This window comes from Kribbella sp. (assembly GCF_035687465.1).
Classification (GTDB): Bacteria; Actinomycetota; Actinomycetes; order Propionibacteriales; family Kribbellaceae; genus Kribbella.
In genome coordinates, this window is the sequence record NZ_DASRXP010000631.1 from 17,374 (window position 1) to 41,242 (window position 23,869).

Annotated in this window: 23 protein-coding genes; 13 read left to right on the forward strand and 10 right to left on the reverse strand. The window is 68.6% G+C overall.

The features are described 5' to 3' along the window. Positions 1–9: 9 nt before the first annotated feature. From VFG33_RS33445 to VFG33_RS33480, 8 genes are all read left to right on the forward strand, one after another. Positions 10–2,427, forward strand: a complete 2,418-nt coding sequence (locus tag VFG33_RS33445) for a hypothetical protein (protein ID WP_325057006.1) — start codon at positions 10–12, stop codon at positions 2,425–2,427. Further along, complete coding sequence (murJ, locus tag VFG33_RS33450) at positions 2,420–4,075, forward strand: murein biosynthesis integral membrane protein MurJ (protein WP_325057007.1); 1,656 nt, start codon at positions 2,420–2,422, stop codon at positions 4,073–4,075. Before VFG33_RS33445 ends, murJ begins: the two co-directional genes overlap by 8 nt. Positions 4,076–4,234: 159 nt before the next feature. Continuing rightward, on the forward strand, positions 4,235–5,887 hold the full coding sequence (locus VFG33_RS33455; protein WP_325057008.1) for a protein kinase family protein: 1,653 nt from the start codon (positions 4,235–4,237) through the stop codon (positions 5,885–5,887). After that, positions 5,884–6,639, forward strand: a complete 756-nt coding sequence (sigM, locus tag VFG33_RS33460) for an RNA polymerase sigma factor SigM (protein WP_414673002.1) — start codon at positions 5,884–5,886, stop codon at positions 6,637–6,639. Before VFG33_RS33455 ends, sigM begins: the two co-directional genes overlap by 4 nt. 109 nt (positions 6,640–6,748) lie before the next feature. Continuing rightward, positions 6,749–7,510 (forward strand): anti-sigma factor family protein, encoded by a 762-nt coding sequence (locus tag VFG33_RS33465; RefSeq protein WP_325057009.1) that lies wholly within the window; start codon positions 6,749–6,751, stop codon positions 7,508–7,510. Between the two features lie 133 nt (positions 7,511–7,643). Then, positions 7,644–8,630, forward strand: a complete 987-nt coding sequence (gene trxB / locus VFG33_RS33470) for a thioredoxin-disulfide reductase (protein WP_325057010.1) — start codon at positions 7,644–7,646, stop codon at positions 8,628–8,630. A 43-nt stretch (positions 8,631–8,673) separates the two neighbouring features. Then, a complete protein-coding gene (trxA, locus tag VFG33_RS33475; RefSeq protein ID WP_524538165.1) occupies positions 8,674–8,991 on the forward strand; it encodes a thioredoxin in 318 nt (105 codons plus the stop codon). Between the two features lie 57 nt (positions 8,992–9,048). Next, positions 9,049–10,197, forward strand: a complete 1,149-nt coding sequence (locus VFG33_RS33480) for an N-acetylmuramoyl-L-alanine amidase (protein WP_325057012.1) — start codon at positions 9,049–9,051, stop codon at positions 10,195–10,197. 9 nt (positions 10,198–10,206) lie between these two features. Here the strand turns inward: VFG33_RS33480 and VFG33_RS33485 are convergent, their stop codons facing one another. After that, positions 10,207–11,415: an FAD-dependent monooxygenase gene (locus tag VFG33_RS33485; RefSeq protein WP_325057013.1), complete on the reverse strand. Its 1,209-nt coding sequence runs from the start codon at positions 11,413–11,415 to the stop codon at positions 10,207–10,209. A gap of 57 nt (positions 11,416–11,472) precedes the next feature. After that, on the reverse strand, positions 11,473–13,635 hold the full coding sequence (locus VFG33_RS33490; protein ID WP_325057014.1) for an MMPL family transporter: 2,163 nt from the start codon (positions 13,633–13,635) through the stop codon (positions 11,473–11,475). Between the two features lie 84 nt (positions 13,636–13,719). Here VFG33_RS33490 and VFG33_RS33495 point away from each other — a divergent pair, with 84 nt between their 5' ends. Continuing rightward, positions 13,720–14,058: a PadR family transcriptional regulator gene (locus tag VFG33_RS33495; RefSeq protein WP_325057015.1), complete on the forward strand. Its 339-nt coding sequence runs from the start codon at positions 13,720–13,722 to the stop codon at positions 14,056–14,058. On the opposite strand, the gene VFG33_RS33500 is transcribed toward VFG33_RS33495, so the two are convergent. The 4 genes from VFG33_RS33500 to VFG33_RS33515 all read right to left on the reverse strand — a co-directional run bounded on the left by VFG33_RS33500 (position 14,050) and on the right by VFG33_RS33515 (position 16,076). Next, positions 14,050–14,712, reverse strand: a complete 663-nt coding sequence (locus VFG33_RS33500; protein WP_325057016.1) for a permease prefix domain 1-containing protein — start codon at positions 14,710–14,712, stop codon at positions 14,050–14,052. The two genes, VFG33_RS33495 and VFG33_RS33500, sit on opposite strands and share 9 nt — an antisense overlap. A gap of 67 nt (positions 14,713–14,779) precedes the next feature. Further along, complete coding sequence (locus VFG33_RS33505) at positions 14,780–15,157, reverse strand: DUF2784 domain-containing protein (RefSeq protein WP_325057017.1); 378 nt, start codon at positions 15,155–15,157, stop codon at positions 14,780–14,782. A gap of 33 nt (positions 15,158–15,190) precedes the next feature. Then, positions 15,191–15,877, reverse strand: a complete 687-nt coding sequence (locus tag VFG33_RS33510) for a GNAT family N-acetyltransferase (protein WP_325057018.1) — start codon at positions 15,875–15,877, stop codon at positions 15,191–15,193. Between the two features lie 22 nt (positions 15,878–15,899). Then, positions 15,900–16,076 (reverse strand): hypothetical protein, encoded by a 177-nt coding sequence (locus tag VFG33_RS33515; RefSeq protein ID WP_325057019.1) that lies wholly within the window; start codon positions 16,074–16,076, stop codon positions 15,900–15,902. Between the two features lie 217 nt (positions 16,077–16,293). On the opposite strand from VFG33_RS33515, the gene VFG33_RS33520 reads away from it, so the two are divergent. The 4 genes from VFG33_RS33520 (at position 16,294) to VFG33_RS33535 (ending at position 19,908) form a co-directional block, all read left to right on the forward strand. Next, entirely contained in the window at positions 16,294–17,604 is a 1,311-nt protein-coding gene (locus tag VFG33_RS33520; RefSeq protein WP_325057020.1) for an aminotransferase-like domain-containing protein, read from the forward strand. A gap of 108 nt (positions 17,605–17,712) precedes the next feature. Continuing rightward, positions 17,713–18,660, forward strand: coding sequence for a D-alanine--D-alanine ligase family protein (locus tag VFG33_RS33525; protein ID WP_325057021.1), 948 nt, complete (start codon positions 17,713–17,715; stop codon positions 18,658–18,660). Between the two features lie 7 nt (positions 18,661–18,667). Then, positions 18,668–19,540 (forward strand): SURF1 family protein, encoded by an 873-nt coding sequence (locus VFG33_RS33530; RefSeq protein ID WP_325057022.1) that lies wholly within the window; start codon positions 18,668–18,670, stop codon positions 19,538–19,540. Next, on the forward strand, positions 19,537–19,908 hold the full coding sequence (locus VFG33_RS33535; protein ID WP_325057023.1) for a DUF3817 domain-containing protein: 372 nt from the start codon (positions 19,537–19,539) through the stop codon (positions 19,906–19,908). Before VFG33_RS33530 ends, VFG33_RS33535 begins: the two co-directional genes overlap by 4 nt. A gap of 239 nt (positions 19,909–20,147) precedes the next feature. Here the strand turns inward: VFG33_RS33535 and VFG33_RS33540 are convergent, their stop codons facing one another. The 4 genes from VFG33_RS33540 to VFG33_RS33555 form a co-directional block, all read right to left on the reverse strand. Next, positions 20,148–21,095: a ParB/RepB/Spo0J family partition protein gene (locus VFG33_RS33540; protein ID WP_325057024.1), complete on the reverse strand. Its 948-nt coding sequence runs from the start codon at positions 21,093–21,095 to the stop codon at positions 20,148–20,150. A gap of 76 nt (positions 21,096–21,171) precedes the next feature. Continuing rightward, on the reverse strand, positions 21,172–22,107 hold the full coding sequence (locus tag VFG33_RS33545) for a ParA family protein (RefSeq protein WP_325057025.1): 936 nt from the start codon (positions 22,105–22,107) through the stop codon (positions 21,172–21,174). Positions 22,108–22,634: 527 nt separating this feature from the next. After that, complete coding sequence (gene rsmG, locus VFG33_RS33550; RefSeq protein ID WP_325057026.1) at positions 22,635–23,270, reverse strand: 16S rRNA (guanine(527)-N(7))-methyltransferase RsmG; 636 nt, start codon at positions 23,268–23,270, stop codon at positions 22,635–22,637. Between the two features lie 52 nt (positions 23,271–23,322). Next, entirely contained in the window at positions 23,323–23,847 is a 525-nt protein-coding gene (locus VFG33_RS33555) for a Jag family protein (protein ID WP_524538164.1), read from the reverse strand. Positions 23,848–23,869: the final 22 nt, after the last annotated feature.

Genomic DNA, 23,869 nt, shown 5'->3' on the forward strand with positions numbered 1-23,869 from the left:
GGTGACGGCGTGTTCAGACGGCGACTGAGGCTCTCCGCGGCAGCGGGTGCGAGCCTGTTGATCGCTGCGTCGGCAGCGGTTCTGGCCGCGCCGGCGGCGATCGCGAGCCCGGCGGCGGAGGATCCGGTGGTCAACGTGGCCATCGACTCCTTCACGCCCGCGGCCCCGAAGCCGGGCGACGCCGTGGTCATCACCGGCCGGATCACGAACACCAGCAACAGCACCTTCGACAACGCCCAGGCCACCGCCTGCATCGACGACCACCTGCTGACCACCTCGGCCGAGCTGGCGGCGATCCCGACCGAGGCGGACGAGCCGGTCCAGAAGCGCAACAGTTGCGTCGGACTGAACGACCCCGACTCCGCCACCTTCCAGGAGTTCGACCAACCGGTCGCACCGAAGGCGACCGTGCCCTTCCGGCTGGTGGTGCGGTGGCAGGACTGGCACATCGACGGCAGGACCGGCGTCTACGCGGTCGGCGTGCGCTTCCGCGGCAACATCACGCCGAAGGACCGGGTCTCGGCCGGACTGAGCCGGATCCTGATGCCGGTGGTCAGTGCCGACCCGATGCCGCGCAAGGTGAACACCGCCGTGGTGATCCCGCTGCTGCACCGGCCGACCCTGCTCAGCGGCGACCGGTTCGCGAACGATTCGCTCGCGCAGTCGCTGGCCCCGACCGGTGAGCTCGGCCGGTTGCTCGCCCTCGGCCAGCAGCAGAAGGTCAGCTGGCTCGTCGATCCCGCAATGATCGACGAGGTCAAACAGATGGCCCGCGGCTACCGCGTGGTCGGCGCCAACAACGAGACGAAGCCTGGCACCGGCCAGAAGGCGGCCGCGGCCTGGCTGAAGGCGTTCGACCTCAGTCGCGCGAGGAATCCCACGATCCTGCTCCCGTACGGCGATCCGGACGTCTCCACCCTGATCGATGCCGGCGGCACCCTCCGGGATCTCGTCGGCCAGGCGCGCACGGCGACCGAGCAGTACAACCTCGGTGGTCCGCCGCTGTTCCGGTCCGGGCTCTGGCTGGAGAACGGCTCGGCCAGCAGCAAGAATCTCGCCGCCGCCTCCACCGGGTACGCCGGTGCAAAGGCCGACGACGTCAACCTGGTCAGCAGTTCCTCCTGGTCCGCCGAGACGCGGCCGAATCTGGCTCCTTCACCCGTGTACGACGTCCTCACCCCGGAAGGACCGGTGAAGAGCGTCCGCACGGTAGTTGCGAGCTCGAGCCTCACCGCGGGCGGACCGGACCCGGCGTCCGTTACCTCTCCCCTCCAGGTGCAGCAGCGATTCGCCGCGGAGACATCCCTGCTCGCGGCGACCGGAACCGGCGCAGTCACCGTCGTCGCACTGCCCCCTCGCGGCTGGGACCCGGACGGCCGGTCCACCACCGGGCTGGTGCAGGGCCTCTCGCTGCCGTGGATCACGCCGGTCAACCTCGATCAGGTGATCCCGGCCGGTAAGCCTGTGACGCCGGCCCCCAAGGTGATCAAGGCGCCGACGGCACAACGGTCGAGCGGTGCTCTGGCCGGCGCGCAATTCGAGCAGTTCAAGGACCTCAACAACGCGACCACCACCTTCGTCTCCCTGCTGGACAACCCCGACGCCGCCGACGAGAACCTCCGCCGGGCGATGTTCCGGGCCGGCTCCAACGGCTGGCGGGGCTACGCCGACGAGGCGCAGCGGTTCACCGCCTTCGAGCTGACGGCGGTGAACGGTCAGCTCGGCAAGGTGCATCTGGTCACGAACGCGGGCGCCGACCGCCGCGACATCAAGGTGAACCTGTCCGGCAGCAAGGGCACTTTCCCGCTCACCATCGCGAACGAGCTGAACGTCTCGGTCCGGGTCGGCATCGTGGTCACCTCCGCGAACCGGTCCGACCTGCGGATCGAGCCGCTGGAGACCAAGGTGCTCGCCGCCGGTGTGAAGGCGACCTACCAGATCAACGCGAGTGCCGAGCAGAACGGCCTGATCCTGGCCGAGGCACAGGTGGTCTCCGCGCAGCAACTGCCGGTTGGCCGCTCGCAGGAACTGGTGATCCAGGCCGCCCAGTACGGCAGCGTCGGCTGGATCCTGGTCGGTGCCGCTGTCGCCCTCTTGTTCGGTACGTCGCTCGTCCGCATCTACCGGCGGATCCGTTCGGAGCGGCGTAACCCGAGTTCCCCGGAGCCCGGATCCGACCCGCTGCACCCGGCCCCGCTGGACCCGAATGACCTGGGTACCGCGGAACCACTTCCCGAGCTGGCAGGCAACTCGGAGCCGAACCCGTTGGATCCGGTGAAGCCCCTGCGGATCACCACCGACCGGGCGAACGGCGTACGGGAGAACGGTAGGACCGGGGACGACGGCGCGGAGCCGCACGCAGTACCGGGGCAGTCGCAGGCCGACGAGACGAGTTGGAAAGAAGGAGTCGGGACGAAGGATGGCTGACCGCACCCTGCGCTCCGCGGCGGTGATGGCAGCCGGAACGGTGCTGTCCCGCCTGCTCGGATTCGTCCGGATCGCCCTGCTCGCGGCCGCCATCGGCACTGCCCTGCGCGGCGACATCTTCACCGCCGCGAACACCATCCCGAACAGCCTCTACATCCTGCTGGCCGGCGGCGTCTTCAACACGGTGCTGGTGCCGCAACTGGTCCGGGCGATCAAGAACCACGACGACGGTGGCCAGGACTTCACCAACCGGCTGCTCACGTTCGGCTTCTTGGTGCTGGCGGTCGTCACCGTCGGCTGTGTGCTGCTGGCGCCGCAGATCGCCGGTCTGTACCTGCCGAAGGAGCTGCACGACCCGTCGATGGCGGCCGAGAAGGCCTCGATGGTCATGTTCGTCCGGCTCTGCCTCCCGCAGATCTTCTTCTACGGCGCGTTCGTGCTGGTCGGCCAGGTGCTGAACGCGCGGCGCCGGTTCGGGCCGATGATGTGGGCGCCGATCGCGAACAACATCGTCGCCTGCGCTTCGATCATCGTCTTCCTCTTCATCTACCGCGTCGGCGCCAACCCGCCCACCTTCAGCCACGGCGAGGAGCTACTGCTCGGGCTGGGCCACACGGTGGGTATCGCCGTCCAGTTGCTCGTACTGTTGCCCTACCTGAAGGCCAGTGGCCACCGCTATGCGCCCAAGTTCGGCCTTCGCGGCACCGGGCTCGGCCACACCGCGCGGCTGGGCCTGTGGACAGTGCTGTTCGTCGCGGTCAACCAGGTAACGCTGGTGGTCGTCACGCAGCTGGCCATCGCCGGTAGCGCCTCGGACAGCCCCGGCGCAAAGGCCGGTCTGGTTGCCTACAGCACGGCCATGCTGATCATCCTGGTGCCGCACGGCATCGTGACCGTCTCGCTGGCGACGGCCGCGCTCCCGCAGATGTCGTCGCTGGCGTCCGAGGGCGACGTGACCGAGGTGGCCCGGCTCTCGGCCCGTTCGATCCGCCAGACGCTGGCGATCGTCGTACCGGCTGCCGCCGCGATGGTGGCGTTCGCGTACCCGATCACGATGGTGATCGCCGGGTACGGCGCCGGTAAGAACAACACCCAACTGATGGCCTACACGCTGATGGCACTCGCGCTCGGCCTGGTGCCCTTCACCGTGCAGTACTTCCAGCTGCGCACCTTCTACGCTTTCGAGGACACCCGGACGCCGTTCTTCCTTCAGTGCGTGATCGCCGCGGTCAACATCGCGGCCGCTGTCATCGGCGTCCGGTTCGTCCTCGGGGAGGAACATCTGCGGTTCAGCGGCGTCGCGCTGGGCGCGGCGTACTCGCTGGCCTATCTGGTCGCCGTGCTGATGTCCCGGCGGGTGCTTGCCCGGCGGGTGCCGCGGGTGCACGGTGCGGGAATCGCGCTGCCACTGCTCGCCATGGTCATCGCGGCCGTGGTCGGCGCGGGCCTCGCCCGGGTAGTGCTGACCGTGATCGACTCGGCCACCGACTGGAACAGCCCGCTCACCTCCGCGCTCGAACTGGCCATCGCCGGGGCCGTGATGCTCCCGGTCTACGTCGGAGTGGCGCGGGTGCTTCGGATTCACGAGGTCACCGATGTCGTGTCCATGGTCACATCGAAGCTGCCCGGGCGGTCGAGACGGTCCTGATGCGGCAGCTTGTGCGCTCGTGCACCGCTGATGGCTGTGCCTGGGCACTAGCATGGGGGCTGCGATCGGTCCGCCAGCCGTTCGCGCCGGACCCCCGCTGACCGGATCCGGAGCGCCAGACGCAGGCCGACCAGTGCATCGAGGAGGGCGAGAGACACCGTGTCGAACCAGACCGTCAGTCCTGGTGCCCTGCTCGCCGGCCGCTACCGGATCGCCGAGTTGCTCGCGGAGATCGACGGTGCGCGGGTCTGGCGGGCAGTGGACGAGGTACTGAACCGAGCTGTCATCGTGGACGTGCTGCCGATCGGCGACCCGCGGACCAACACCCTCTTCGACGCGGCCCGGCGAGCCGCCGCCGCGGCCGACCCGCGCTTCCTCCGGGTCCTCGACTGCGACATGCACGACGGCGTCACGTACTGCGTGCGCGAGTGGGCCGGCGGCCGTCCCCTGGAACGCATGCTCAGCGCGGGCCCGCTGACCGGGCAGCAGGCGGGCTGGCTGGCCCGCGAGGTCTCCGAGGCGCTGGAGAACCTGCACCGCACCGGCCAGTCACACGGCTCGATCAGCCCGTCCACTGTGGTGGTCACCGACGCCGGCGCGATCAAGGTCGTCGGCCTGGCCACCGAAGCGGCGCTGCGCTCGACCGGACCGGGTAGTCCGGAGCAGGACGTCCGCGCACTCGGCGAGATCCTCTATGCCTCCCTCACCGGCAGGTGGCCCGGCCCGGCACCGGCCTGGGGACTCCAGCCCGCGCCGATCGAGCACGGGCGGCTGTTGAGTCCCCGGCAGGTCCGCGCCGGGGTGCCCCGCTCCTTGGATGACATCTGCGACCGACTGCTGGCCGAGCCGCCCCGTCACCACGCCGCCCCGATCACCAGTGCCGCAGGTCTGTCCGCCGCGTTGTCCGGAGTGGTCGGCAGCTCGCACGAGCCGCCCAGCCAGATGGACGAGACGGTCGCGGTCGCCCGGCAGAACGGCAGCGTCGACGACGCGACCCAGGTGGTCCCGCCGGTACTGACCCCCGCCCTGGACCCGACGCCGGCAGTTGTTCAGCAGAACGGCCATAGCCAGGCACCACCGCCGCGCGCGGCGTACACGCCAGCTGCCGACGCCCGGCCGGTACGGCGGCAGAGCCCGCCGAGCCACAACGGCAACGGCCGCCGCAAGCCGCCTGCGGACGAGCCGCGGCAGCGTGGCAGCTGGGGTGGCCGGATCCTGATCCTGCTCGCCGTGCTGGCGCTGCTGTCGGTGATCGCGATGGCGCAGTTCCTGGTCAAGGGCGCGATCAACAAGGACCAGGGCAGCAACGCGACCCCGGATGCCCCGCAGAGTTCGGGTCCGCCGGTGCCGACCAACGAGAAGGTCACCATCAAGGCCGCCAAGGACTTCGACCCGAAGCCCAAGGGCAACGGGTCCGAGCACCCGGAGGACGTGGCCAACACGTACGACGGGAAGGCCGACACCACCTGGACGACGATGTCGTACAGCAAGAAGAACCTAGGTGGGCTGAAGGAAGGCGTCGGGATCTACTACGACCTGGGCGAGCTCACCGACGTGTCACAAGTGACAGTCAACCTGGTCGGCGACCCGACCAACCTCGAACTGATGGTGCCGAGCGCCGATCCGTCCAAGCCCGCCACCACGGTCGGCGGCTGGAAGTCGGTCGCCAACGCGGAAGAGGCTGGTGAGTCGGCGGTACTGAAGCTGGCCGCGCCGACCAATACCCGCTATGTGCTGGTCTGGCTGACCAGTCTGCCCAAGGACGGCAGTGGCTACCGGGGCGAGATCTCGGAGGTCACGATCCAGCGATGACATCGGAAACAGCCTCGACTCCACCGCCCCCGCCAGGTATTCCCCGGATCGGGGCGCCGGCGGACAGGCCGGGGCACCACGTGTACGAGACGATGGACGACCACGAGTTGCTCCGGCTGCACGTGGCCGGCAACCCGGACACCTTCGGCTACCTGGTCAAGCGGCACCGGGACCGGATGTGGGCGGTCGCGATCCGGACGCTCGGCGAGCCCGAGGAGGCGGCCGACGCACTGCAGGAGGCCTTCATCTCGGCCTTCCGCCGGGCCGACTCGTTCCGCGGCGACGCGAAGGTGACCACCTGGTTGCACCGGATCGTGGTGAACGCCTGCCTGGACAGGATCCGCCGCCGCCAGGTCCGGGCGGCCGACCCGCTGCCCGAGGACGAGGACCGCGCGGCCGAGTTGGCCGGACCGGCCGAGGACGATCCCGCCGAGGTCCGTGAGCGCCGGCTCGACGTCCTGCACGCCCTGAAGCAGATCAACTCCGACCAGCGCAGTGCGCTCGTCCTGGTCGACATGGAGGGCTACTCGATCGAGGAGGCGGCCGCCATTCTGGGCTGTGCGCCGGGCACGGTGAAGAGCCGGTGCGCCCGCGGCCGGGCCCGGTTGCTCCCGCTGCTCAGGCACTGGCAGACCACCCGCGGTGGCAGCGGTCTACCCGCCGTACCGGCTGAGGCGGGCGCGGCGGATGGGGCCGCAGTGACGGATGGGGAGCCTGCGAAGGCCGCGGCGAAATCGATGGGAACCGAATGACCTGGTCGCCCGTCGAAGCCGAGTCGCCATCCTGCGGCCCCGCGATCGTCTACCGGAGCACCTCACCGATGACCACTCTGCGCACGTCCCTCGAGGGGGCGAGTTCCCGATGACCGAATCCGGTCTGCCGACCAGCGAACATCTCGAGCACCTGGACACCGATACGATCGCGGATCTGATCGAGAACCTGCTGCCGGCCCCCGAGGCACACCGCGCTCGTGAACACGTGAAGGCGTGTCCGGACTGCCAGCAGACGCACGACGCGCTGGTGCAACTGTCCGACGACCTCGCCGACGAGGGCCGGGCGGACATCCCGATCCCGACCGACGTCGCCGAGCACCTGGACGCCGTGATCGTCTCCGAGTCCGTACTGCGCTCTTCCACGGTCGGCGTTCACTCCCTGGTCCAACTGCGGGAGGAACCACGCCGGCACCTGCCGAAGCTGCTGCTAGCGGCCGCCGCGGTGCTCGTGGTCGCGGCTGCCGGCGTCGGTGTGGTGATCAGCACAGCGGACCACAGCAACGACGGAGCCGCGGGGATCAACCCGACCGGCTCACCGATCGCGGTGCCGACGTTGTCGACCGCGCAGGTGGGTCCGCAGGCGCAGCGCTGGCTGGAGAACACCACCGATCCGGTGCTGCACGGGGACTCCGCGGAGATCGACTGCGCGAACGTCTTCGCCTCCGGCCGACCGAATCCGGTGGTCCGGTTGGTGCAGCCGGCCAAGGTCGACGGCAAGCGCGCGACGGTGATCGGCCTGCAGGGCGGATCACCCCGTGACATCTCGCTTTTCGTGGTCACCGGCTGTAACACCTCAGATGGGGTCGCCACCCCGATCTACGACACGACCGTGACTCTGCGCAACCGCTGAGGTCTCGTGCACGGCACGTGGGTGAGCCGCCTGTCTGTGGTGGACCGCCGGTGGGTACCGTGGGAATGGTCGGCCTCTAGGATCCGTTGAGTACGACGTAATGACCGTCTCGACGACACCGAGGAACACCTGTATGAGCGAGGCAGAAGTCCGCAACGTCATCATCATCGGCTCCGGCCCGGCCGGCTACACGGCCGCGGTGTACGCGGCGCGTGCCCAGCTGTCCCCGCTGGTCTTCGAGGGATCCGTCACGGCTGGTGGCGCTTTGATGACCACCACCGAGGTGGAGAACTACCCCGGCTTCGCCAACGGCATCATGGGCCCGATGCTGATGGACGAGATGCGCACCCAGGCGGAGCGCTTCGGCGCCGAACTGGTCCCCGACGACATCGTCGAGGTCGACCTGACCGGCGACGTGAAGCTCGTCACCGACTCCGCCGGCACCGTGCACCGGGCGAAGACCGTGATCCTGGCGATGGGCTCGGGCTACCGCAAACTCGGCCTGCCCGACGAGGACCGGATGTCCGGACACGGCGTGTCCTGGTGTGCGACCTGTGACGGCTTCTTCTTCCGGCAGCACGAGATCGCCGTCGTCGGTGGTGGCGACACCGCCATCGAGGAGGCGACCTTCCTGACCCGGTTCGCCGACAAGGTCACCATCGTGCACCGGCGCGACGAGTTGCGCGCCTCCAAGATCATGGCCGAGCGCGCCTTCGCGAACGACAAGATCGAGTTCGCCTGGAACTCCGAGGTCGCCGCCATCAACGGTGACGACAAGCTGACCGGTGTGACGGTGCGGGACACGGTCACGGGCGAGACGCGCGAACTGCCGGTCACCGGTCTGTTCATCGCGATCGGCCACGACCCCCGCTCGGAGCTGGTCAAGGGCCAGGTGAACCTGGACGACGAGGGCTACGTGCTGGTCGAGAACGGCAGCACGAACACCAACCTGCCGGGCGTTTTCGCCGCCGGCGACCTGGTCGACCACACCTACCGTCAGGCCGTCACGGCGGCCGGCACGGGCTGTTCCGCGGCGCTGGACGCCGAGCGCTTCCTGGCCACGCTGGAGCACGCCGAGCACACCGCGGCCGCGGCCGCCACCGAGCCTGTCTCCGTCTGAACCTCACTACCACCTAAGGAGAATCACGCCCGTGGGCGAGAAGATGAATGCCGTCACCGACGCCGAGTTCGACGCGACCGTACTGAAGAGCGACAAGCCGGTCCTGGTCGATTTCTGGGCCGAGTGGTGTGGTCCGTGCCGCCAGGTGTCCCCCATCCTGGAGGAGCTTTCCACCGAGCACGGCGACAAGATGACCTTCCTGAAGATGAACGTGGACGAGAACCCGGTCACCCCGAGCAACTACCGCGTTACCGGTATCCCTACCATCAACGTCTACGTGAACGGTGAACTGGCCAAGTCCATCGTCGGCGCGAAGCCGAAGGCGGCGTTGCTGAAGGAACTGGCCGACTTCACTAGCTGAACTGCCTGAGTCCGGGCGTCCTGGTGGCGCCCGTCCGCCGCACGGCAAGGAGAGTTGATGTCCGGCCCATTGTTGGAAGGCCCGCAAGGCGCCCGGATCTACCGGATCGGTGACAGCGGTGAGGCCGTTGCCGAGATCATCGGCAAGTTGCAGCGGCTAGGCCTGCTGGAACCGGGTGGCCACTTCGTCTACGACGAGGCGACCGCCCACGCCGTGCGTGGTTTCCAACAGCAACGTGGCCTGATGATCGACGGGATCGTCGGACCGCAGACGTACCGCGCGATCGACGACGCACGTTGGCGGCTGGGCGACCGGCTGCTGACGTACGTCGTCTCGCACCCGCTCACCGGGGACGACGTGGTGGCACTGCAGGCGAAGCTGCAGGAGCTGGGGTTCGCGGTCGCCCGGGTGGACGGCATCTTCGGAGCCGACACCCAGCGCGCGGTGACCGAGTTCCAGCGCAACATGGGGCTGCCCGGTGATGGCACCTGCGGCCCATCCACTTTCAAGGCACTGCAGCGGATCCGTCCGATGGCGACCGGTGGCCGGCCCGACGCTCTCCGCGCTTCCGAGGCGGTTCGCGCGGCCGGGCCGCGGTTGTCCGGCAAGACCGTGGTGATCGACCCGGGGCATGGTGGGTTCGACTACGGCTGGGAAGGGTTCGGCCTGCGCGAGTCCGACGTGGCGTATGACCTCGCTTCGCGGATCGAGGGGCGGCTGGGCGCGACCGGAGTACGGGCTTATCTTTCCCGTGGGCGCGACCAGGGGCCGGACGAGTTGGCCCGGGCCGCATTCGCGAACGAGACGGACGCCAATCTCTGCGTTTCCCTGCACACCGACGGGTCGATGAACCCCGAGGCGCAGGGTGTCGCGACGTACTACTACGGCACCGATCTGCACGGTGCCTCTTCGAGCGTGGGCGAGCAGTTCGCCGGGCTGGTGCAGCGTGAGATCGTCGCGCGCACGGATCTGTTGAACTGCCGGACGCACACCAAGACCTGGGACCTGCTGCGCCGGACCAAGATGCCGGCCGTGCGGCTCGAGATCGGCTACGTGACGAACCCGCACGACTCCGCCCGGCTGGCCGACGCGGCCTTCCGCGATGTGGTCGCCGAGGCGATCGTGGTCGCGATCCAGCGCGTCTACCTGCCGCCGGAGCAGGACGCCGCCACCGGCATGCTCCGCCTCGGCCAACTCACCGTCTAGGCCGGTCAGTCAGCGGTACTCCGGCAAGGTGATCGCGCGGGCGGCCGCGTGAATGGGCTGGGTGATCCTCGCGATCATCCCGTCCTTGCCGGGCAGCTTCGGCAGCACCCGCATCATCACGGCGCCCATCCAGCTCTGGAACGCGTTCTTCGACACCATCCGGCCGAGGTTGTCCCGACCGAGCTTGAGGTTCTTCTCGACGTACGGCCGCATCAGTTGCTCGTAGCGCGCGAAGGCCCTGATGTGGTCGCCTCCTGCCGACTTCAGCTCGCCTGCCAGCACGTAGGCCCCGACGAGCGCGAGGCTGCTGCCCTGACCGGAGGCGAAGGAGGGACAGTACGCCGCGTCGCCGACCAGGCTGATCCGTCCCGCGGAGTACCGCTCCAACTCCACCTGGCTGACCGTGTCGAAGTAGAAGTCGTCCGCTTCCTCGATGCCGTCCTGCAGCCGGTCTGTCTCCCAGCCGTTGCCGGCGAACGTGTCGCGCAGGATCTTCCGTTGCTGGGCGACATCCCGGCGGTCGTAACTGAAGCCCGGTGCATGGAAGAGGAAGAGTGCCTTGGCGTCGACGTCCTTGCCGGTGCTGTAGAGGTTCACGGTCCGGCCCGGAGTGCTGTAGATGAGCTCCCATCGATCGAGGGCCAGGTGGTTCGGGACTGTGCCGATGGAGACGCCGTGCCCGAGGTCGCGGACGAACCGGCTCTCCTGACCGAAGGCAAGCTCCCGGACCGCCGAGTGCAGCCCGTCCGCGCCGATCACCAGGTCGAACGTCCGCGGCTCCCCGTGCTGGAGCATCACCTCGACACCTTCGGCCGTCTGGCTCAGCCCGACCACGCTGTCCCCGAAGAGATAGTCCACCTCAGCCCGCGTCGCGTCGTACAGGATCTGGCTGAGGTCGCCGCGCATCACTTCGAGGTCGGCCTCGCCGCGACCCATGAAGAGGTCGGCGGGCACGCTGGCGAGCCGTTTGCCGGTCCTGTTCACGAAGGACATGAACTGCATGTCGGTCTCGAGGCCCTCGAGCCGGTCCTTCAGGCCCATCCGCTCGACCACGTCGATGGCAGCCCCGCGGACATCGATCTTGTAGCCGCCGGGGCGGAGAGTTGGCGCCCGTTCGAGCACTGTCGGCTCGAAGCCGTGGCGGTGCAACCAGTAGGCGAGCGCAGGTCCGGCGATACTCGCGCCGACGATCAGCACGCGACGGTTCTCGATGGTCAAGGTGCGGCCCCCCAACAGACGGACTCCGACGGCAGTTCATCACGACCGGCCTTTCATTCACCTGTCGTCGCGTTCCAGGGCGATCGTCGGGATCGCCCGGTCGAGGCCGCGCGGGAGCCACCAGGCGCGGTCGCCGAGCAGGCGCAGTACGGCCGGAACGATGACGCAGCGGATCAGTACGGCATCGAGCAGGACCGCGACAGCCAGCCCCAGACCGAACTGCTGCAACATCCGGGACGGGCTGAGCAGGAACGCACCGAAGACGACGATCATGATCGCGGCCGCCGCGGTGATCACGGTGCCCGTGTTGGCCAGCCCTTCCCGGACAGCCTCCCTGGCGTCACCGGTACGCCGCCACTCCTCGTGGATCCGGGAGATCAGGAACACCTCGTAGTCCATCGAGAGACCGAAGACGATCGCGAAGATCATCACCGGGACGAATGCCTCGATCGGCCCTTGCTGGGCGCCGAACCAGCCGTGCTGGAAGACCAGCGTGATGGCCCCCAGCGACGCGCCGATGCTGAGCAGGTTGAGCAGCGCCGCCTTGATCGGGATCAGGATGGACCTGAAGACCGCCAGCAGCAGAAGGGCGGAGAGCCCGACCACGACCAGCACGAAGATCGGCAGCCGGTTGCTGACCGCCGCCGCGAAGTCGTCGGCTGCGGCGGTGGCACCACCGATCAGGTAGGTGGCATTGGTGTCCGCGGACAGCGCCGGGAGGGTCGTGTCCCGGAGCCGCTGGACCAGGTCGCTGGTCGCCTCGTCCTGCGGTGCGGACTTCGGGAACGCCATCACGGTCGCGACCTTGCCGTCGGCCATCAACTGTGGCGGGGTCACTGCAGCGATGCCGGGATCCGTTGCCAGCTTGGCGTTCAGCGCCTCGGCAGCCGCCTGGTCTCCTTCGGACACGACGATCAGCGGACCGTTGAAGCCCGGCCCGAATCCCTGGGCCAGCAGGTCGTACGCCTTCCGGGTGGTGGTGGCCGGGTCGTCCGTGCCGGCGTCCGCGAAACCGAGGCGGAGGTCGAGAGCCGGCAGGCACATCGCGACCAGCGCGGCCGTTCCGGCCAGCAGCGGCACCCACGGACGACGCTGGATCAGAACAGCCAGCTTCCGCCAGCCATCACCAGGGTGACGCCGCGACTTGGCGGCGTGCTTGCGAACACTGCGCTCGATCCGCTTGCCGAACAGGGTGAGCAACGCCGGCAGCAGACTCACGGCGGCGAGCATGGTCATCAGCACGGTCAACGTGACGCCCAGAGCGACCCCTTGCAGCGCACCGAGCCCGAGCGCGAGCAGACCGAGTAGAGCGATGACGACCGTGCAGCCGGCGAACAGCACCGAGCGTCCCGCGGTGTCGAGCGCGATCTGGGCTGCCCTCGGACGGTCGACGCCGTTGAGGATCTCGCTGCGGTAGCGGGAGAAGATCAGCAGGGCGTAGTCGATGCCGACGCCCAGTCCGACCAACATCATCACCGGGGCCGTGTAGTCGGGGACCGTGAACAGGTGCGACGCGAGCACCAGCAGGCCGAGCGTGCTGCCCACCGCGAACAACGCGGTCAGCAGCGGCAGGCTCGCGGCCAGCAGTGAGCCGAAGAGGAAGACCAGAATCACCAGCGCGGCAAGGATTCCCGCGCCTTCCGACGCGCCGCCGCTGCTTTCCTGCGCCCCGCGCACGAGGTCGCCGCCGAGCTCCACCTGCAGGCCGCTGCCGTCGATCTCCTGCGCCTTGGCGATGATCGTGCGCACATCCTCGGCGGGCATGTCGGGCGCCGCCACATCCAGCGCCACAGTCGCGTACGCCGTCTGTCCGTCGGCGGAAACCGATCCCCTGGCCGTGAAGGGGTCCGCCACGTCCGCGACGTGCGGAAGCGTGCCGACCTCGGTCAGCATCGTGGTGATCCGGCTCCGGGTGGCCGGCTGGGACAGCCCGGCCCCGTCGTGCAGGACGATCTGGATCGAATCGGTGGAGGCTTCCGGCTGGTGCTCCTGGAAGGTCTCGATCACCCGCTGCGAGTCGGTGCCCGGCAGCGAGGTGTCGTTGCGGTACTCGTTCCCCACGAGTGTCGAGGCCACCGTGACGGCGACGAGAGCGAGCACCCACAGCAGGACGGCGGGACCCGCGTGGCGCATCGCCCAACCGGAGACGCGGTGCAGCAGGCCACTCTTCCGCGGCGGCGCCCCTCCTGCGGTCGGTCGCTGGGACGTGTCGACGGTCATGTTCGGCTCCCTAAGTTGCGGCTACATGTAGCGCGTCTACATGTTGCCTATCGACAGTAGCAGCTCTATGAGTAGACTGGCTACATGAAGGCAGATGCACTCAGGGGACACCTCGATCCGATGATCCTGGCCGTGGTCGAGCACGAACCGCTGCACGGCTACGCGGTGATGGAGGCCCTGCTGGAGCGCAGCGGCGGCGCGCTCGACCTGCCGACGGGCACCCTCTATCCGGCGCTCCGCCGACTCGAGCGGGCCGGCTACCTGTCCAGCGAGTGGAGCACGGTGAGTGGGCGCAAGCGGCGCACGTACCAGCTCACTTCAGCGGGTCAGAAGATGCTTGCCACCGGCAAGAGTGAGTGGGACACCTTCCGCACGGTCGTCGAGGGCGTTCTCCGCCCCGCACCGGGTGAGGCTTCAGGCTAGGCGCAGGCAGCGGTACGCCGAGCGCGTCACGAGTGTCAGCGGCAGCAGAGTGAACCCTCCGACCACCGCCAGACCGCCCAGGTCCGAGCCGTGCAACTCAGGGCTCCACAGCCCCATGCAAACAGCGATCGCGCCGACCAGCACGCAACTCACCAGTGCGAAGATCGCCGTCGTCCTGGTCGCCCGGTCCCGGACGACCGGATAGCGCAGCCCCAGCCCGGTCGCCACCAGCGCCAGCACGGCACCGATGATCGCCAGCATCCCGATCACTTCGACGGCCTGGTTGAGCAGACCGATGAAGGCGTTCGGCGACTCCGGCTCCTGGGTCCAGGCCCAGGCGCCTTGTTGCCAGACGATCGGCTGGGCCAGCAGCGCCAGGCAGAGCATCAAAGCCGTCTGCCGCCCCTGCGCGATGCCGAGCTCGGACCGGTACCCCGGCACCACCTCGGACAGCTCACCGAAGTCGGCGACCGCCGACTCCTGGGCCTGCCGCTGGCTCAGGCCGTCTGCTTCGAAGGCCTCGGTGGCGTCGACGAGACTGTCCCTCGCCTCGGCCAGCAGGTCCGCCTTGCGACGGCGAGGTCCGCTCAGTGCATGGCTCAGCCCGGTCAGGTACGTCTCGACCGGGTCCTGCGTGGCGATGCGACTGGACACCCCTCAAGTATGGGGACCACCGGCACCCACCACGTCCGGGTGTCCACTGACCTGTCCCTGGTTCTGGTCAGGGGTTGGCGGTAACCCGCTGCCTCGACCGACGGCGGATCAGGAAGAACCCGACGTACGAGATGACCACCAGGGCGAACCCGACCTTCTCCGCGGTCGGCGTGGCTCCCTCTGGCCAGATCCTGCCGTCCAGGTAGTGGTTGATGTAGCCGGCCTCGTACGTCTCCTCGCCGCCCTTGCGGCGGAAGTACTTCTCCGACCCGGTCAGCGGGCAGTCGTAGTCGAGGATCACGATGGCCAGATTCCACCCGATGACGGCCAGGTGCGCCCAGATCACCTTGCTCCACCGCCAGGCCAGGAAGCCGCCGAGCACGAAGAAGAGCAGGAACGCCCCGTGCAGGATCATCATGACGTCGCCGAGGAAGCGGTAGACCATGGTGGCGATCGTCCCTTCTCTGCCGCGTCCGGGCTAGGTGGTGGCGTCTCCGACTGATCTGGTGGTCCGGATCGGTTCCCGGCTGAGGCCGTCCCGGACGGTCACCGGCCTCGGTTGCGCGGGCTCGGGCCGGATCGCGCCCATCAACCGCTCGACCGCGGCCTCCATCTCACTGCGCCAGGTGACGGCCGACCGGAGGTCCAGCCGGAGCCGCGGATGCCGAGGATGCTCCCGTACGACGCCGAAGCCCACCGCCTGCAGGAAGTCCGTCGGCCACACGCATCCCGGGCCGTCCCAGCGGGAGTCCCCGAACGCCTCGACCGCCCGGAATCCGCGCTTCAGCACGTCCTTCGCCACGGCCTGGACCAGGATCTTGCCGAGCCCCATCCCGAGATACCGCGGCAGGATCCGCCCTGTGGCGAGCACCACAGCATCGGGGCTCACCGGTGCCGTCGGGAACGCCTGGATCCTTGGCAGGTAGGCGGCCGGCGCGTAGACGGCGTACCCGGCCGGCTCGTCGTCGACGTACAGGACGACGCCGGCGGTCCCCCAGTCGAGCAGCAACTGGGAGAGCCACGCTTCCTTCTCCAGGCCGGTGTCGCCGTTGCGGCCGGCGTGGTTCGCCGCGACCGGGTCGAGCTCCCAGAACACACAGGCACGGCAGGGTCCCGGCAACTCGTCCAGATTGGCGAGCGTGAGCGGTTCCAGCCGTCGCGCCATCAGAGCAACCGTCGGCTCGGGCTCATCGGGCCGCCGGCGCCGGGGTCCGTGCGCCGGGGGTCTGCGCCGCCTCGGGAGCGACGTAGCGCTGCTGCACCTTGGCCGCCGGTTGTCGGCGGAACAGCTCACCGGCGAACCCGGCGAGCACGCCCAGGAGGAGTCCGCCGAGCATCCAGCCGAACGCTTTCCCCACGCTCATCCCGTCCCTGCCTTCCGCAGCACTCAGAGTCGCGCCGGGGCGGGAGGACCGGTGCCCGGCCGTCTCAAACGGCAGTCGCCGGCATGGTCGAACCTGCCCCTATAAGGCATGGTAGTGAGAGGTTGCACCGTTCGGCAGCCCGGGCTCGCGAACACGCTCGGCTACTTCGGCGTAGCCTGGTGCCTTCCCCTCGTTGCCCTGTACTTGGAGCCGCTCCGTGAGTGCTGACCTGCCCGATGTCCGGCAGACCCGTCTCGACAACTACGTCGATCGGTACGCAGCACGGACCAAGGGTATGACCGCATCCGAGATCCGGGCGCTGTTCTCCGTGGCCAGCCGGCCCGAGGTGGTCTCGCTGGCGGGCGGCATGCCGAACATCGCCGGGCTCCCGCTCGACGTGGTCGGCGGCGCGGTCCGGGACCTGGTGATCGACAACGGCGCCGTCGCGATGCAGTACGGCTCGGGCCAGGGTGATCCGACCCTGCGCGACCAGATCTGCGACGTGATGCGGCTGGAGGGGATCGAGGCTCATCCCGACGACGTGGTCGTCACCGTCGGCAGCCAGCAGGCCGTCGACCTGGTCACCCGGGTGTTCTGTGATCCGGGCGACGTGGTCATCTGCGAGGCACCCTCGTACGTCGGTGCGCTGGGTGTGTTCCGCGCCTACCAGTGTGAGGTCGTCCACGTCGCCATGGATGACGACGGGGTTCAGCCGGAGGCGCTGGAGCAGGCGATCGACGCGGTCCGGGCGGCCGGCAAGAAGATCAAGTTCTTCTACACGATCCCGAACTTCCACAATCCCGCCGGTGTCTCGCTGTCGGCCGAGCGCCGCCACAAGGTGCTGGAGATCTGCCAGCGCGCGGACCTGCTGGTGCTGGAGGACAACCCGTACGGGCTGCTCGGCTTCGACGGAGATCCGCATCGCGCGCTGCGGGCGGACGATCGCGAGGGTGTGATCTACCTCGGGTCGTTCTCCAAGACGTTCGCGCCGGGCTTCCGGGTGGGTTGGGCAGTCGCGCCGCACGCAGTACGGGAGAAGTTGGTACTGGCGCAGGAGTCCGCGACGTTGTGTCCCCCGGTGTTCAGTCAGCTGGCGATCTCGTCGTACCTGACCAGGCACGACTGGCTCGGACAGGTGAAGCAGTTCCAGGAGATGTACCGCGAGCGCCGTGACGCGATGCTCGCGGCGCTCGCCGACAAGATGCCTGCGGCAACGACCTGGACCCGGCCCGGTGGTGGGTTCTACGTCTGGCTGACTCTGCCGGAAGGACTGGACGCGAAGGCGATGCTGCCGCGCGCCGTCACCGCCCGGGTCGCCTATGTGCCCGGAACCGCCTTCTTCGCCGACGGTTTCGGCTCCCAGTGCATGCGCCTGTCGTACTGTCATCCGACGCCGGAGCGGATCACCGAAGGGGTCGCGCGGCTGGCCGGCGTGATCAACGAGGAGCTCGAGTTGCGGCAGACCTTCGGTCCGCTGACGCCCGGGCCGCGCGGCAACTACGACGCTCCGGGTCCGGAGCTGAGCTGAGCTGGTGCCGGGCTCCGGGTTAGTCGCACCCCCGGTAGCGGTACCGTTCAAATGGGCCTCGGGACCGGCGCCCTGCCGGAGTCGCCCACGAGTGATCGGGAAACTTCTATGAGTGATCTGGGTCGAGTGCTGGTGCTGGCCGGCGGTCTGTCGCACGAACGCGACGTCTCGCTGCGATCCGGCCGGAGGGTCACCGACGCTTTGCGCAGCGTCGGAGTCGAGGTCGAGCTCCGCGACGTCGACGCCGGCCTGGTCGAACGTCTGCGCAACGATCCGCCCGACGCGGTGTTTCCGGTCCTGCATGGCGTGACCGGCGAGGACGGGGCCCTCCGCCAGGTCCTCGACCTGTACGGCGTGCCGTACGTCGGCGCCGATGCAGCCGCCTGCCGGACGGCTTTCGACAAGCCAGTCGCCAGCACCATGGTCGGCTCCGCCGGCCTCCGTACGCCGGAGTCGGTGGTGCTCGGGCACGACACGTTCCGCGAACTGGGTGCCGCCGCGCTGATGGAGGCGGTGATCGGCCAGATCGGTCTGCCGCTCGTGGTCAAGCCCGCGCGAGGTGGATCCGCTCTTGGCGCCTCGATCGTGCGCTCCGCCGCCGAGCTGCCGACCGCGATGGTGAACTGCTACGCCTACGGGCCGGTGGCTCTGATCGAGGAGTACATCGACGGCACCGAGGTGGCCGTCACGGTGGTGGACACCGGCGACGGGCCACGGGTGCTGCCGGCCGTGGAGATCCGGCCGGACTCGGGGTTCTACGACTACGAGGCCCGCTACACCGCGGGGGCCACCCAGTTCGTCGTACCGGCTCGGCTTGAGCTGTCCGTGGCCAAGGCTTGCGCTGCTGCGGCGATCACCGCACATCAGGCGCTGGGGTTGCGGGATCTGTCGCGCTCCGATCTGGTCGTCGATGCCGAGGGCGTTCCGTGGTTCCTCGAAGTGAACGTCGCACCAGGGATGACGGAGACGTCTCTCGTTCCGCTGGCTGCTGAAGCGGCTGGGGTGGAGCTCGGCGTTCTCTGCCGCGATCTGCTGGCTGCTGCGGCCGCCCGCTGAGGTCCTGATGCCAGTCGCGCCGACCACTGAGCCTGTGTCCACCGCCCCTCAGCCGCCGGCGCGACCGCTGTGGCGGACAGCTCTGACGCCTCGCTGGACGGGGCTGCTCTTACTTGCTCTCGCGATCGCAGCGGTGATGTCGGTGCTGGGTGTGTGGCAGTTGGACGTGTACCGGTCCAAGACGGACGCGGCGACCGCCAAGCGTGCGGAGGCCGAGCCTGTCTCACTGCAGTCGCTCTTCCCGATCGACGCCGGACTGCCGTCCAAGGCCGTCGGTCGACGTGTCACGGTTACCGGCACCTGGGGACCGGCAGCGGACCAGATCTTCGTCTCGGACCGGCGGGTCAATGATCGCGACGGCTATTGGGTTGTCACCCCGCTCCTGCTCGAGCAGGGCTCGCAGAACGTCGGGAACACCGATGGCCAACCAAGTGAAGCAGTGATGGTCGTTCGCGGCTGGGTCGCCGCAGTGGAGGACCCGGCGGCGACTCCCCCATCGGGCTCGGTTGCGATCACTGGTGCCGTTGCGGCCTCGGAGGCCCAGGACGCATCCGGCGACGCCTCCAAGGGGCGGGTCCTGCAGTCGCTGCGCATCCCGACGATCGTTCACCTCGTCGACTACCGCATCTACGACGCCTTCGTCGTGCTCGCCTCCAGCACGCCGGCCCTCGCCGCTGACGCCGCGCCCGCGATCGTGCCGGCGCCGAGCCCGCCGACGGACCACGCTGGCTTGCGCAACGTCGCCTATGCCTTCCAGTGGTGGATCTTCGCGGCCTTCACGCTCTGGATGTGGGGCCGGATGGTCCTGGACGCCCACCGCTCCACCGAGGCCGACCAGGACGATGACGCCATTGGGGCAAGCGGTACCGTTTCAGCGTGACCTCCCCCGTAGACCCCGCCACGTCCGCCTCAGGTTCCCAGGCCTCGCCGGGTTCCTCCCTCACGCCGGCCATCCGGGGCGCACTCACCCGCTACCGCGTGATCGCGTACGTCGTGGGTGTGATGCTCCTGGTCCTGCTCTTCGTCGCGATGCCGCTCAAGTACCTCGGCGACGATCCGTCCGCGATGAACGTCGTCGGTCCGCTGCACGGCTTCCTGTACATGGTCTACCTGCTCGCCACCTTCGACCTGTTCCGCCGGGTCCGCTGGTCCCTCCCCCGGCTCGTCCTGGTCGCCCTGGCCGGCACCATCCCGTTCCTGTCGTTCTACGCGGAGCGCAAGACCACCCACGAACTGACCCGCTCGTAGCCGCGGCGGGCCGAATGTTTCACATGAAACATTCGGCCGATAGGTCGCCAAGTAGGTTTGTCGACAAATCCCGCGCGGGGTAGATCGCGTCTGGTCTCACCGCTGGTCGCACCGCTGGTCTCCAGCCGCAGGCCCCGCGTCAGCCCACCAGTCGAATGCGCCTCCAACTCAAAGACCGCCGCCCCACAGCCGATGTTGGCTGTGGGGCGGTGGTCTTTCTGGCTGTGTGGGCCGCTGGATCAGGAGCCGTCCTTGTTCGGGTCCATCAAGGTGACGATGCGTTCCAGGTCGTCGATGGAGGCGAACTCGACGGTGATCTTGCCCTTGGTCTTGCCGAGGTCGACCTTCACGCGGGTCTCGAAGCGATCCGACAGGCGGTCGGCCAGGTCGACCAGGCGTGGCGCGACCGGCTTGTTGCGGCGGCGCGCCGGGGTCGGGTCGTCGGCGGACATGTCGCCCATGGCGACGATCTCCTCGACTGTGCGGACCGAGAGTCCCTCGGCGACGATCCGCTGGGCGAGGCGCTCGATGGCGTCCCCGCTGGGGAGGCCCAGCAGCGCCCGGGCGTGGCCGGCGGAGAGAACCCCGGCCGCGACCCGCCGCTGCACCGAAGCCGGGAGCTTCAGCAGGCGGAGCGTGTTGGAGATCTGCGGGCGTGACCGACCGATCCGGGTCGAGAGCTCCTCCTGGGTGCAGCCGAAGTCGTCCAGCAACTGCTTGTACGCGGCGGCCTCTTCCAGTGCGTTCAGCTCGCTGCGGTGGAGGTTCTCCAGCAGGGCATCGCGGAGCATGACGTCATCTGAGGTCTCCCGCACGATCGCCGGGATCGTGGTCAGACCGGCCTCCTGAGTGGCGCGCCAGCGCCGCTCACCCATCACCAGTTCGTAGGTGTCCTCGGTCAGCCGCCGGACGACGATCGGCTGCAGCAGGCCGATCTCCTTGACCGAGTGCGCCAGCTCCGCCATCGCGTCCTCGTCGAATTCTCTGCGTGGCTGCTTGGGGTTCGGGCTGATCTTCTTGACGTCGAGCTCCGCGAACTCCGCCCCCGGAACCGCGGCGAGCTCCGGGCCGGTGTGGATCGGCGGAGCTCCCGGGATCGAGTGGGACTTGCTGCCCAGAGTCGTACTGCCGGGAGCGGGTGTGCTGGGAATCAGCGCACCGAGTCCACGTCCGAGTCGGGTGTTCATCGACGCTCCCTTTCGACTACTGCGATGTACGACTGCCTACAAAACTGACAACTGCGGGTCCTGCTGACTGCGACCGTCAGGCGTTGTTGCGCATGGCGATCTCGCGGGACGCCTCCAGGTACGACAGGGCTCCCGCGGAGGCCGGGTCGTACGCCAGCACGGTCTGGCCGTGGCTCGGTGCTTCGGAGATGCGGACCGACCGCGGTACGGCGGTGCGCAGTACGGCCTCCTGGAAGTGGCCGCGGACCTCCGCTGCCACTTCGCCGGCCAACTTCGTGCGGGCGTCGTACATGGTCAGCAGGATGGTGGAGACGTCCAGCCCTGGATTCAGGTGGGACTTCACCATGTCGATGTGCCGGAGCAGTTGGGACAGGCCCTCGAGCGCGTAGTACTCGGCCTGGATCGGGACCAGCACCTCGCGCGCGGCGGTGAGGGCGTTCACGGTGAGGAGTCCGAGCGAGGGCGGGCAGTCGATGAAGACGTAGTCGTACTTCTCGCCCGCGGCCTCGGTCTCGGCCAGGTGGGCGTCGAGCGCCTTCTTCAGCCGGCTCTCACGAGCCACGATGCTGACGAGTTCGATCTCGGCGCCGGCCAGGTCGATCGTGGCCGGGACCACCATGATGCCGGGATGCTCCTCGCACGGATGGAGCAGTTTGCCGAGCGGCTCTCCCTCGATCACGGCCTCGTAGATGCCAGGGGTGCCTTCGGTGTGGTCGACCCCGAGGGCCGTCGAGGCGTTGCCTTGGGGGTCCAGGTCGATCACCAGGATCCGCGCGCCGTACAGCGCGAGGCCGGCGGCGACGTTGACGGTGGTTGTGGTCTTGCCGACGCCACCCTTCTGGTTGGCGACGACGAAGACCCGGGTTTCTGCGGGCAGCGGGAACTCGCGGCCCATCGTGCGTCCTTCATTCACCAGCAAGGTCCGTTCGGTGGCGGCGGCGATCGGAGTTTCGAGTAGGCGTCGCTGAAGCTCGTCCGACGTGGCCCGCGCGGCGATCTGTGCGGCAGTCATAGCGCCCATTCCAATAGGTGCGGGACTTGGCCCGAAGAGGATGTCTGTGGGGGTTGGGGCGGGTTTGCCCCCAGGTTCATCCACAGGCTTCTGTGGATGAATCCCCGTGTGAGGGGGTGTTGCCAGGGGGTAGTCATCCACAGGTCGTGGTGACTCGGGGAAGTCTTCCTCGGCGGCCTCGGCGGGCACCGTTTCACGTGAAACAGGCGCCGGGTCGCTCTCAGGAAGTCCGGCCTCGGGAGGTCCCGTATCGAGACCGATCGAGGCGGCCGCCTGCAGAGGAGACCGGGGATCAGAAAGCGTGGCGATTCTAGTCTCACTGCTCACCGGCAGCGAAACAACGGGATCAGCACTCAACGCCGCGGTCGTCGTTGATGAAGCGCTGTTCGCCGAGGGGTGCTCGGCGGGTTCGGGGGTGACGAGGCGGACTGCTGCCGAACCTTCGGCCGGCCAGCCGATCCCTTGCGTCACCCGGGGTTCACCGGTGCTCTTCTCAGGCCATCCGAGGGCACGACTCACGAACCCGCTCACCTCCCGCGTCTTCTGTGCTGGGATCCCCGCGCAGCACGTCCGGCCACAATACTCACGACCGTCGTCGGCTGGGCGAGTTCATCCACACCGAGTTGGTGGACGTGCCACTCTTCCGCTCCGAGGGCCTCGAGTTCGCCTTCCGCGCCGGCCAACTCCTCCTCTGCGGAGGCGCCCTTCATGGCCAGCATCAGACCGCCTTCGACACAGAGCGGGAGACACCACGCGGCCAGCTTGGCCAGTGGAGCCACCGCCCGCGACGCGACCACGTCGTACGACGCAGGCGTCAGATCCTCGGCGCGCGAGCGGACGACCTCGGCGTTGGTGCACTTCAGGCTCTCCACCGCCTCGGTGAGGAAAGTGGTGCGTCGGAGCAACGGCTCGACGAGCGACACCTGGAGATCGGGACGAACGAGAGCGAGCACGATCCCCGGGAGTCCGGCCCCGGTGCCGATGTCGGCGACCGTGGCCTCCTCGGGGATCAGCCGCTCGAGCACTGCACAGTTCAGAAGGTGCCGGTCCCAGAGCCGTGGCACCTCGCGCGGACCGATCAGGCCGCGCAGAGTTCCCTCGGTCGCCAGCAGGTCGGCAAAGGCGGCAAGCCGATCCGCCGCTCGTGGATAGAGCTTCTCCACGAGCGGCGGTGTTTCACGTGAAACGTCATCCGTCACGAGCAGGACACAGCGATCACGCGGGCTGGACGACGACCCGGCGACGCGGCTCCTCGCCCTCCGACTCGCTGGTCAGCCCGGCGGCGGCGACCACGTCGTGGACGACCTTGCGCTCGAAGGGCGTCATCGGGTCGAGGCGCACGGGGGCACCACTGGCCTTCACCTCGTCGACCGCCTTCTGGCCGACCTGCTCGAGCTCGGCCTTCCGGTTCGCGCGGTAGTTCGACACGTCGAGCATCAGCCGCGACCGCTCACCGGTCTCGCGGTAAACCGCCAGCCGGGTCAACTCCTGCAGCGCTTCCAACACCTTGCCGTTCTCCCCGACCAGGTTGCTCAGGTCCGCGCCCACGATCGACACAGCGGCACGATCGCCGTCGATGTCCATGTCGATGTCGCCGTCCAGGTCGGCGATGTCGAGCAGTTCCTCCAGGTAGTCGGCCGCGATGTCACTCTCGGCCTCCAGCGCCTTCAGACGATCGCCGCCACCGCTCGGCACCGTGGTGGACTTGTCCGACTCGGGGTTCTGCATGCCGTCACTCACGGCCACTCCTTCACAGTTCGAG